Raw genomic sequence first — 9971 nt, 5'->3', positions numbered from 1 at the left:
GGCGTTGCTGGCCAAAGACCCTCGGGTGGACATGGTTTCGTTCACCGGCTCGACGGCCACCGGCCGCAGCGTGATGAGCGACGCGGCCGTAACGCTCAAGAAGGTGTTCCTGGAACTCGGCGGCAAGTCAGCCTTCGTCGTGCTCGACGACGCGGATCTGAACGGCGCGTGCTCGGTATCGGCCTTTACCGCGTCCATGCACGCCGGGCAAGGTTGCGCGATCACCACCCGGCTCGTCGTGCCGCGGTCCAAATACGACGAGGCCGTCGCGATCGCCGCAGGCACCATGGGCTCGATCAAGCCGGGCGACCCCAACAAGCCCGGAACCGTGTGCGGGCCAGTCATTTCGGCGCGGCAGCGCGACCGGGTGCAGAGCTACCTCGACCTGGCGATTGCGGAGGGCGGAACGTTCGCCTGCGGCGGCGGCCGAACGGCCGACCGGGACACCGGGTTCTTCATCGAGCCCACCGTGATCGCCGGACTGGACAACGACGCCAGACCCGCCCGCGAGGAGATCTTCGGGCCGGTGCTCACCGTGATCGCCCACGACGGGGACGCCGACGCCCTTCGTATCGCCAACGATTCGCCATATGGGTTGTCGGGCACCGTGTTCAGTGCTGATCCGGAGCGAGCCGCCAAGTTCGCGGCGGGAATGCGAGTGGGCACCGTCAACGTCAACGGTGGCGTCTGGTATTCCGCGGACGCGCCCTTCGGCGGGTACAAGCAGTCCGGCAACGGGCGCGAGATGGGTCTGGCCGGTTTCGAGGAATACCTGGAAATCAAAACCATCGCGACCGCGGTCTAGTCACGTCCTCGAGAGGAAAACATGCGGTTTGACAACAAGGTCGCCATCGTCACGGGGTCCGGCGGCGGCATCGGCCAGGCCTACGCCGAGGCGCTGGCGCGGGAGGGTGCGGCGGTCGTCGTCGCCGACATCAATGCCGAAGCGGCGCAGGGGGTGGCCAAGCAAATCGTCGCCGACGGCGGAACCGCGATCAGCATTCCGGTCGACGTCTCCGACCCCGCGTCGGCCAAGGAAATGGCCGACCGCACGCTGTCCGAGTTCGGCGGCATCGACTACCTGGTGAACAACGCCGCGATCTTCGGTGGCATGAAGCTCGACTTCCTGCTCACCGTCGACCCCGAGTACTACAAGAAGTTCATGAGCGTCAATCTTGACGGCGCACTGTGGTGTACCCGCGCGGTGTACAAGAAGATGGCCAAGCGCGGCGGTGGTGCGATCGTCAACCAGTCATCCACTGCGGCGTGGCTGTACTCGAACTTCTACGGCCTGGCCAAAGTCGGCGTCAACGGCCTCACCCAGCAGCTGGCCACCGAGTTGGGCGGTCAGAACATCCGGATCAATGCGATAGCACCCGGGCCCATCGACACCGAGGCCAACCGGACCACCACGCCGCAGGAGATCGTTCAGGACATCGTCAAGGGGCTCCCACTCTCCCGGATGGGTACACCAGAGGATCTGGTTGGCATGTGTTTGTTCCTGTTGTCCGATGAGGCGTCCTGGATCACCGGACAGATCTTCAATGTCGACGGCGGGCAGGTTATTCGGTCATGAGCGACAGTCCGACGCTCGGCTACATCGGCCTGGGCAACATGGGTGCCCCGATGGCCACCAAGATGACCGAATGGCCGGGTGGTGTAACCGTTTACGACATCCGCGCCGAGGCTATGACGCCGCTGGCCGAGAAGGGCGCCAGCCTGGCCGACAGCATCGCCGATGTGGCCGCCGCGGACATCATCCACATCACCGTGCTCGACGACGTGCAGGTGCGTGAGGTGGTCGGTGAGCTGGCGCCACACGTCAAGCCCTCAACGGTCATCGCGATCCACTCGACCATCAGCGACACGACGGCAGCCGAACTTGCCGGCGAACTCAAACAGCAGGGCATACACATCGTCGACGCGCCCGTCAGTGGCGGCGCGGCCGCTGCCGCGAAAGGCGAGCTCGCGACCATGGTGGGCGCCGACCGCGAGGTCTACGAGCGGATCAAGCCGGCGTTCAAACACTGGGCGGCGGTCGTCATCCACGCTGGCGAGCCGGGCGCGGGCACCCGAATGAAGTTGGCCCGCAACATGTTGACGTTCACCTCCTACGCTGCGGCATGCGAGGCCATGAAACTCGCCGAGGCGGCCGGGCTGGATCTGCAGGCGCTCGGACGGGTGGTGCGTCACACTGACGCCCTCACGAGCGGCCCGGGGGCGATCATGGTGCGCGACAACATGAATGACCTGGACCCGGACAACTTCCTGTACCAATCATTCCTGCACGCCCGCGAGCTGGGCGAGAAGGATCTGAGCCTGGCGTTGGCGTTGGGTGAGTCCGTCTCGGTCGATCTGCCGCTCGCCCAGCTGGCCTACCAGCGGTTGGCAGCGGGACTCGGGTTGCCGCACACAGAGAAAGAGGCGTGATGGACGAGTTGCGGAGCAAGGGCCTCGCGAAGATGAACGAGGTATACGGCTGGGAGATGCCCAACATCGAGGGCGACCCGTATTTCGATCTGACGGTCGATCACCTGTTCGGCACGATCTGGAGCCGACCGGGATTGTCTATGCGCGACAAGCGCATCATGACGCTGACCGCGGTGACCGCAGTCGGCAAACGCGACTTGGCCGAGATCCAGATCAACGCGGCGCTACTCAACGAGGAACTCACCGAGACCGAACTCAAGGAGATGGCGGTCTTCCTCACCCACTATCTTGGCTTTCCCCTGGGTTCAGCGCTCAACGGCGCGGTCGACAGCGTCGTGGCGAAGCGGAAGAAGGCCGCGGCGAAGGGTGCCGGCGAGGACAAGAAGGCCAACGTCGAGGGCGCGCTCAAGATGCACTCGGGCGAATAGGGCCGTCAATCTCAGTACGGCTGAAAGCCTTCAGGCATCATCGAACGGCTTTTTGCAACGACTTCAACCACGCCACCTGGTCCGCGGCGATCTGTGCGTGGTGGTCGCCGCAGAACGGCTGAAAGTGGTCGATATCGTAGCGCTTGAGCACTGCATGCGGCGCCCGTTGCGCGAGCTGGTTGATTGCCTTGGCGGATACCGATAGGTCGCGCTGACCAGACTGAAGCAGGATCGGACAGTTGAGCTTTCGTGCCTGAGTAACGGGTCGCCAGAAGGCCAAGGTTAGGGCCATGCCGGCGTGCACTTCATTGCGCCAACCGGGGCCGACGGCTTTGGTGAATCCGGCGTACTCACCGGGAAAAGTCAGCCCACCCCGGCTGCCGGGCTCCGCGGACACTGGGATCGTCGCGTCCCTGATCGCCTGCCCCATCGTCCACAATGTGTTGCGTGGTTGCGTTCTCGCGCTGCGATTACACCGCCAACGGCCGTCGGCGAACGGGCAGAGCAGGATCGCACCCGCTATTCGCTTGTCCGCAGCAACGGCCTCGATGGCGGTCCCGCCGCTGAGTGAGTAGCCCCAGACGATCACGTTGTCGGGGTCGATTCCGTCGAGACCGCGGACAAAAGCGATCGCTGACAAGCGGTCCTCGAGCTGCTCAGATATGCGAACCCGCTGGCGCGGTTCACCTTCCGACGCACCGAGGTAACGGTGGTCATAGGCGAGCACGGCGACGCCGGCAGTTGCCAGTGCCTCGGCGTAACGGCACAGGCCGTCGGCGTAAGTGAGCCCAAAGCCGTGGGCCATCACCACACAGGGAACAGCGGCTTCGGTACCGCTCGGGCGATATAGCCAGCCCACGCAACGCGTGCCGGCGGAGAGGAACTCGACTTCAGTCGGACCCGACAACTCGTCCGCTATCTGTTTGCTGGCAGCCGCCATGCACTCGACTGTAAGTCAGCGCCGGTGGCCGCACCGGCAAATCGCGTAACCAGCTGCCGGTACCCGACGATGAGGAACGATCGCCATCGAAGGGTTGCAGGACGCCTCGGCTGACCGTCAATCTCAGTACGGCTGAGCACCTTTCGGCATCACATACTCCGAAGTCGGGGCCGGCACTCCGTTGACGGTCGTCCCGCCGTTGAGAATGCCCGGTGCCATTTCCAGCATGTTGTTCGGGAATCCGAGCCTGGGTTTGGTGAGCGCATCGAGCCGGTCCAGTTCGTCGGCGGTGAGATTCACATCGACGGCCCGGATGTTCTCGTCGAGCTGCGAAAGCCGGCGCGCGCCGATGATGACCGATGAGACCCCGGATTGTGCGTGAACCCAGGCCAGCGCCACGCTGGCGACGTTGGTCTGATGCGCTCCGGCGATGGCCTCCAATTCGTCGATCAGCGCGTAAGTCTTGTCGTTGAGGAAGGCATCGACCATCGCTCCGCGATCGGCATTGTGCGTACCGCTGTTGGCGCGGGTGTACTTGCCGCTGAGCACGCCGCTCTTCAGCGGCGACCAGGGCGTGATGCCGAGGCCGAATTCACTCGCCATCGGCACCAGTTCTTGCTCGATCGCGCGTTCGAGCAACGAGTACTCGACCTGCAGGCCGATGAAACTGGACCAACCGTGGAAACGGGCAATCAGGTTGGCCTCCACGATCTTCCACGCAGGTGTGTCCGAGACACCGATGTAGCGAACCTTGCCGGCCGCAACGAGATCGTCGAGTGCGGCCATCGTTTCCTCGATCGGGGTGTTGGCGTCCCAGATGTGCAGCCAGTACAGGTCGATGTAGTCGGTCTGCAACCGCCGCAGCGAGTTTTCGCAGGCGTTGATCAATGATTTGCGGCCCGAGCCGCCACCGTTGGGATCGCCCGGATACAAGTTGCCGCTGAACTTGGTCGCGATCACCAGCCGGTCGCGTCGAGCGGCGTGGCGGCCGATGTGGTCGCCGAGGATCTTCTCGGAGTGGCTCCGGGTGTAGAAGTTGGCGGTGTCGATGAAGTTTCCGCCGAGTTCGGTGTACCGATCGATGATCTGTTGAGACTCTTCGACACTGGTACCCCAGCCGAGGTCTTCGCCGAATGTCATGGCGCCCAGGCACAGGGGGCTGACGCGCAGGCCGGACCGTCCGAGTGTCAGGTATTGATCCAGAGGCATAATGGCGGCTTTCTGGTAGATTGTTCGATCATGCGTTTGTTCACATCTAAACTAGTTCATAGTTGAACGATCTGGCAAGTCGATGACTGCGGTTGATGCGGCCAAGATCTGGTCCCTGAATTACCGGGTGCTGTTGTCGGTCATCTCCTGCGCCGAGGATGAGATCTGCTCACTGGGCCTGGAGTCGAAGGAGTTGTTCCTGCTCGCCGAGATCGATGAGCACCCCTACCCAGCAGAGCTGGCGACGACACTGAACATGCCCAAGGCAACGGTCACCGTGTACCTCAAACGGCTGGAGGCGGCGGGCTTTGTGCGTCGCGAGATCGATCCTGCCGATCTGCGGCGCCATCGCCTGCTACTCACCGCGAACGGGCGCAAAGCCGCCGCGGGCGGCATGTCGGCGCTGTCCGAAGAGTTCACCAAGCGTCTCGGGCGTCTCACCGCCGCGCAGCAGAAGGAACTGAAAAACCTGCTCGAAAAAATCATCTGACTGTCGTGTAACGGCGCGCATCGTCACCCCGCTAGAGTGACATTTCGTGCGCGTTCTGGTGGTCGGCTCCGGTGCCCGCGAACATGCCCTCGTGCTGGCGTTACGTGCCGATCCACAGGTCGAGGCGGTGGCCATCGCGCCCGGCAATGCCGGCACGGCGGCAATAGCCGACCAGCACGACGTCGATATCACCTCGGGCGACGACGTCGTTGCCCTGGCCCGCGAGATCCGGGCCGACCTGGTGGTCATCGGCCCCGAGGTTCCGTTGGTACTCGGTGTGGCCGACGCCGTGCGCGAGGCCGGCATTGCCTGCTTCGGGCCCAGCAAGGCGGCGGCCGAAATCGAAGGATCCAAGGCCTTCGCCAAAGACGTGATGGCGGCCGCCGGTGTGCGTACCGCTTCCAGCGAGATCGTCGACAGCCCAGCAGTTTTGGACGCCGCGCTGGACAGGTTCGGGCCGCCGGCCGGAGACCGCGCCTGGGTGGTGAAAGACGATCGGTTGGCCGCCGGCAAAGGTGTGGTGGTCACGCCGGACCGTGACGTGGCACGCGCTCATGCCGCGGCACTGCTCGAATCGGGGCATCCGGTGCTGCTGGAGTCTTTCCTCGACGGCCCCGAGGTGTCCTTGTTCTGCGTCGTCGACGGCGAGACCGTGGTGCCGCTGCTGGCGGCGCAGGATTTCAAACGCGTCGGCGTTGGCAACACCGGACCTAACACCGGAGGGATGGGCGCTTACGCGCCGCTGCCGTGGCTACCGGCCGACGTCTACCGCGCCATGGTCAGCACGATCGTGGAACCCGTTGCCGCCGAGATGGTCCGGCGCGGCAGCAGTTTCTCCGGACTGCTGTATGCCGGGCTGGCCATCACCGCCAATGGGCCTGCCGTCATCGAATTCAACTGCCGATTCGGCGATCCGGAGACACAGTCGGTGCTCGCGCTGCTCGAGTCGCCACTTGGCCAGCTGCTCAACGCCGCTGCGACCGGCACGCTGGCAAGCCTAGGTGAGTTGAAGTGGCGCGACGGCGCCGCCGTGACGGTGGTGCTTGCCGCGGAGAACTATCCGGGCAAGCCACGGGTTGGTGACGCGATCGTCGGCTCGGAGAGTAACGGCGTTCTGCACGCCGGAACAGCTCGACGCGACGACGGCGCGATCGTGTCCTCGGGCGGCCGCGTCCTGTCGGTGGTGGGTACCGGACCCGATTTGGCCGCGGCCCGCTCAGCCGCCTACGAGATCCTCGGATCAATTCGGTTGCCCGGAAGCCACTTTCGCACCGACATCGGCCTGGCGGCTGCCGAGGGCGAGATCCGTATCTAGAAGCCGGCTGCCTGGCCGTCGCGGCGAGGGTCGCTGACCGCCAGGTACCCGTCGTCGAGCCGCCAGATCGCCTGGCAACTGCCGAACTGGTTGTAGTCGTCGGTGGTGACCAATTGATGGCCCCGTCGCTGAAGTTCGTCCAGCGTCGACGGCTGAAAGCCTGGCTCGCAACACACCTGAAGGCCATGCGCCCAGCGGAACCGCGGGCCGTCACAGGCCGCCTGCGGATTCTGGCCGTGGTCGACGATGCGCCCCACCACCTGCACGTGACCCTGGGGTTGCATGGGGCCGCCCATCACCCCGAAGCTCATCACCGGAGTGCCGTCCTTGGTCAGAAAACCGGGGATGATGGTGTGGTACGGCCGCTTACCCGGTCCTACCTGGTTTGGATGCCCTTGTTGCACAGCAAAATCCGCGCCTCGGTTTTGTAGTGCGATCCCGGTGCCGGGCACCACGACGCCTGAGCCGAAACCCATGTAGTTCGACTGGATCATCGACACCATGATTCCCGAGGCGTCCGCGGCGGTGAGATACACCGTGCCCCCGCGTGGTGTGCCGGCAGAGGCAGGCCTGGCCCGGTCCCGATCGATCAGCGTCGCGCGCTCGCGCAGGTAATCCGCATCGAGGAGACTCTGCGGGCTCACCGTCATGTGGTCGATGTCGGACACGTAGGCCTGCGCGTCAGCGAACGCGAGCTTCACCGCCTCGATCTGCAGATGTACGGCGTCGGCGGAATCCACTGGAAGCGCAGCCATGTCGAAGTGTTCGAGAATGCCGAGCGCGATCAGGGCGACGATGCCCTGCCCGTTGGGCGGTATCTCGTGCACCGTGTACCCGCGGTAATCCCCAGAGATCGTGCCGACCCAGTCAGCGTGATGCGCCGCCAGATCGCTGGCCTGCATGGCGCCGCCGTGGGCTGACGAGTGGGCTTCGAGTTTGGCCGCCAGTTCTCCGCGGTAGAACGTCTCGCCTTGGGTCGCGGCGATCGCCTCGAGCGTGACGGCGTGGTCAGCCAACCTGACCAGCTCGCCCGGAGTCGGCGCTCGGCCGTCAGGCATGAAGGCTTCGGCGAATCCCGGCTGCGACTCGAAAAGCCGCACTTGGGCCGCCCACTGGTCCGCGATGGTCGGCGACAGCAGAAAGCCGTTGCGGGCGTAGAAGATTGCCGGCTCGAAGAGCCGCTCGAAGGGGAGCCGCCCGAATTTGGCGTGCAACTCGACCCACGCCGATACCGCACCGGGAACCGTGACGGAATTCCAGCCGAGCGGAGGAACGCCCTTGCCGCCGAAATACTCCGGCGTCCACGCTGCGGGTGAGCGGCCCGAGGCGTTCAGCCCGTGCAGTTCCCGTCCGTCCCAAACGATGGCGAAAGCGTCGGACCCGATCCCGTTGGAGACCGGCTCGACCACTGTCAACGCAATCGCGGTGGCGATGGCCGCATCGACCGCGCTGCCGCCGTCGCCGAGCATCCGAAGCCCGGCCTGGGCCGCAAGCGGTTGCGAGGTGCAGACCACGTTCGTCGCCAGCACCGGCTTTCGCGGCCACGGGTAAGGCAGTTCCCATCCGAACGGCTGCACCGGCACAGTCTTTCAGCGTGCTCTGGCGTCGGCAACCACCCGATATCGTCGGAGCAACGGTAGCTGATACCATTTACGCTTCTGGCCTAGTTTGTAACCCTAAGCACCCAAACAAAGGTTGATCCACATGCCCAAGCCCGTCATCGTCAGCGCAGTTCGGACCGCCATCGGGACGTCGTTCAAGGGCTCGCTGGTCAACACCACGCCCGAGTTCCTCGCGACCACCATCCTGCAAGAAGCCGTCCGGCGGTCCGGGGTGGACGTCGCCGATATCGACGACGTGATCTTCGCCGAATCTCACTACGGCGGGGGCGACATGGCCCGCTATGCCGCGTCGGCATCCGGCATGACATCGGTTCCCGGTCAGGCGGTCAACCGGCACTGCGCGGGTAGCCTCACCGCCGTCTCCAACGCGGCAGCACAGATCGGCGCCGGAGCCGAGAAGGTCGTCGTCGGTGGTGGTGTGCAGTCGCTGTCGATGACGCCGATGATGAACTGGCGCATTCCCGGGCCGACCCTGGAATTCGAGGAGCGGTGGATTCCGCCGACCCATGTGGAAACCCCCGATGCCCCGGGCCGCGATATGTCGATCACCGTCGGGTGGAACACCGCGCAGGCCGTCGGGATCAGCCGCGAAGAGATGGATGCGTGGGCATTTCGTTCACACCAGCGTGCGATCGCGGCGATTGACAGCGGCGCCTTCGTGGACGAGATCGTCCCGCTGAAGATCAAGGGTCTCGACGACGCGCTGGTGGAGTTCAGCGTGGATGAACATCCGCGTCGCGAAACCAGCCTCGAGAAGCTCGCGTCGCTGAAGGTGCTGCACCCGGAGATCGAGGGGTTCTCCATCACGGCTGGCAACAGCAGCGGAACCAATGATGCGGCCGCGGCATTGACCCTGGCCGAGCAGGACTTCGCCCGATCTGCCGGGCTGAAGGTGCTGGGCTCGGTCAAGGCCTGGGCGTCGGCCGCCGTCGAGCCCAAGGACACCGGTTTGGGCGCGGTGAAGGTGATCGGCAAGGTGTTGGACCGGGCCGGGCTCTCGCCTGGCGATGTCACGCTGTGGGAGATCAACGAGGCGTTCGCGTCGGTGCCGATCGCCGCATGCCGCGAGTACGGACTGGATGAGGACCTGGTCAACATCTACGGCAGCGGATGCAGCCTGGGTCACCCGATCGCCGCCAGCGGCGCGAGGATGCTGACCACGCTGGTGCACGAACTGGGCCGTCGCGGCGGCGGAATCGGTGTGGCGGCGATGTGCGCCGGCGGCGGCCAGGGCGGCGCCGTCGTGATCGAGGTCTAGCTCGGTCGACCCTCCTCGATCAGCCGGCTGGCGTGAGCGAGAAGGCAATTCAACCCGTACTCGAAGTTGATGTCGTCGGCGACGCCTATACGGTGACCTTTCTCAGTCAGCTTGGCGATCAGCGGCATGGTCTCGGGGTCGATGACCGGGCTCCCGTCGCGACGATACGGTTCGGCTCCGGCGGATTTGTCTTGTAGCCGTTCCAGGACTGCCGCTCCCTGGGTGTGGACGGAGATGCTGGCGTAGGTGTCGAACGCGTCCTCCGCCGACAGGCCGGCG

The 9971-nt window shown here is 64.9% G+C and carries 10 protein-coding genes and 1 pseudogene; 7 read left to right on the top strand and 4 right to left on the bottom strand.

Annotated elements, in window-relative coordinates; all coding sequences use genetic code 11:
• The 4 genes from VN856_RS28380 to VN856_RS28365 form a co-directional block, all read left to right on the top strand.
• Window positions 1–805: aldehyde dehydrogenase family protein (locus tag VN856_RS28380; RefSeq protein ID WP_325695510.1), on the top strand; the 805-nt coding region annotated here is incomplete at its 5' end.
• A 21-nt stretch (window positions 806–826) separates the two neighbouring features.
• On the top strand, window positions 827–1576 hold the full coding sequence (locus VN856_RS28375) for an SDR family oxidoreductase (protein WP_325695507.1): 750 nt from the start codon (window positions 827–829) through the stop codon (window positions 1574–1576).
• Entirely contained in the window at window positions 1573–2430 is an 858-nt protein-coding gene (locus tag VN856_RS28370; protein WP_325695504.1) for an NAD(P)-dependent oxidoreductase, read from the top strand. Before VN856_RS28375 ends, VN856_RS28370 begins: the two co-directional genes overlap by 4 nt.
• Window positions 2430–2858 (top strand): carboxymuconolactone decarboxylase family protein, encoded by a 429-nt coding sequence (locus VN856_RS28365; protein ID WP_325695502.1) that lies wholly within the window; start codon window positions 2430–2432, stop codon window positions 2856–2858. Before VN856_RS28370 ends, VN856_RS28365 begins: the two co-directional genes overlap by 1 nt.
• Window positions 2859–2895: 37 nt before the next feature.
• Here VN856_RS28365 and VN856_RS28360 read toward each other — a convergent pair whose 3' ends face one another.
• Both VN856_RS28360 and VN856_RS28355 read right to left on the bottom strand, forming a co-directional pair.
• Window positions 2896–3798 carry an alpha/beta hydrolase gene (locus tag VN856_RS28360; protein WP_325695500.1) on the bottom strand — a complete coding sequence of 301 codons (903 nt, stop codon included), beginning with the start codon at window positions 3796–3798 and terminating at the stop codon, window positions 2896–2898.
• Window positions 3799–3921: 123 nt separating this feature from the next.
• Window positions 3922–5007: an aldo/keto reductase gene (locus VN856_RS28355; RefSeq protein ID WP_325695497.1), complete on the bottom strand. Its 1086-nt coding sequence runs from the start codon at window positions 5005–5007 to the stop codon at window positions 3922–3924.
• Between the two features lie 82 nt (window positions 5008–5089).
• Between VN856_RS28355 and VN856_RS28350 the strand changes: the two genes are divergently transcribed.
• Both VN856_RS28350 and purD read left to right on the top strand, forming a co-directional pair.
• Window positions 5090–5497 carry a MarR family winged helix-turn-helix transcriptional regulator gene (locus VN856_RS28350; RefSeq protein WP_325695494.1) on the top strand — a complete coding sequence of 136 codons (408 nt, stop codon included), beginning with the start codon at window positions 5090–5092 and terminating at the stop codon, window positions 5495–5497.
• Between the two features lie 46 nt (window positions 5498–5543).
• Complete coding sequence (gene purD / locus VN856_RS28345) at window positions 5544–6812, top strand: phosphoribosylamine--glycine ligase (protein WP_325695491.1); 1269 nt, start codon at window positions 5544–5546, stop codon at window positions 6810–6812.
• Here the strand turns inward: purD and VN856_RS28340 are convergent.
• Window positions 6809–8389 (bottom strand): gamma-glutamyltransferase family protein, encoded by a 1581-nt coding sequence (locus VN856_RS28340; protein ID WP_325695488.1) that lies wholly within the window; start codon window positions 8387–8389, stop codon window positions 6809–6811. The two genes, purD and VN856_RS28340, sit on opposite strands and share 4 nt — an antisense overlap.
• Window positions 8390–8516: 127 nt before the next feature.
• Between VN856_RS28340 and VN856_RS28335 the strand changes: the two genes are divergently transcribed.
• The gene (locus VN856_RS28335; protein ID WP_325695485.1) at window positions 8517–9692 is read left to right on the top strand and encodes a thiolase family protein; all 1176 of its coding nucleotides are present in this window, start codon (window positions 8517–8519) and stop codon (window positions 9690–9692) included.
• On the opposite strand, the pseudogene VN856_RS28330 reads toward VN856_RS28335, so the two are convergent.
• Window positions 9689–9971, bottom strand: a pseudogene (locus VN856_RS28330) (TetR/AcrR family transcriptional regulator); the annotation flags it as partial. The gene VN856_RS28335 and the pseudogene VN856_RS28330 sit on opposite strands and share 4 nt — an antisense overlap.

It is taken from the genome of Mycobacterium sp. (assembly GCF_035603715.1).
Classification (GTDB): Bacteria; Actinomycetota; Actinomycetes; order Mycobacteriales; family Mycobacteriaceae; genus Mycobacterium.
The sequence above is the reverse complement of the archived record's forward strand: the minus strand, read 5'-3'. Positions and strand labels throughout refer to the sequence as shown.

Excerpts from the sequence above, each read along its gene's own strand:
- VN856_RS28375 (WP_325695507.1), top strand. The coding sequence starts at position 827 with ATGCGGTTTGACAACAAGGTCGCCATCGTCACGGGGTCCGGCGGCGGC.
- VN856_RS28370 (WP_325695504.1), top strand. The coding sequence starts at position 1,573 with ATGAGCGACAGTCCGACGCTCGGCTACATCGGCCTGGGCAACATGGGT.
- VN856_RS28365 (WP_325695502.1), top strand. The coding sequence starts at position 2,430 with ATGGACGAGTTGCGGAGCAAGGGCCTCGCGAAGATGAACGAGGTATAC.
- VN856_RS28360 (WP_325695500.1), bottom strand. The coding sequence starts at position 3,798 with ATGGCGGCTGCCAGCAAACAGATAGCGGACGAGTTGTCGGGTCCGACT.
- VN856_RS28355 (WP_325695497.1), bottom strand. The coding sequence starts at position 5,007 with ATGCCTCTGGATCAATACCTGACACTCGGACGGTCCGGCCTGCGCGTC.
- VN856_RS28350 (WP_325695494.1), top strand. The coding sequence starts at position 5,090 with ATGACTGCGGTTGATGCGGCCAAGATCTGGTCCCTGAATTACCGGGTG.
- VN856_RS28335 (WP_325695485.1), top strand. The coding sequence starts at position 8,517 with ATGCCCAAGCCCGTCATCGTCAGCGCAGTTCGGACCGCCATCGGGACG.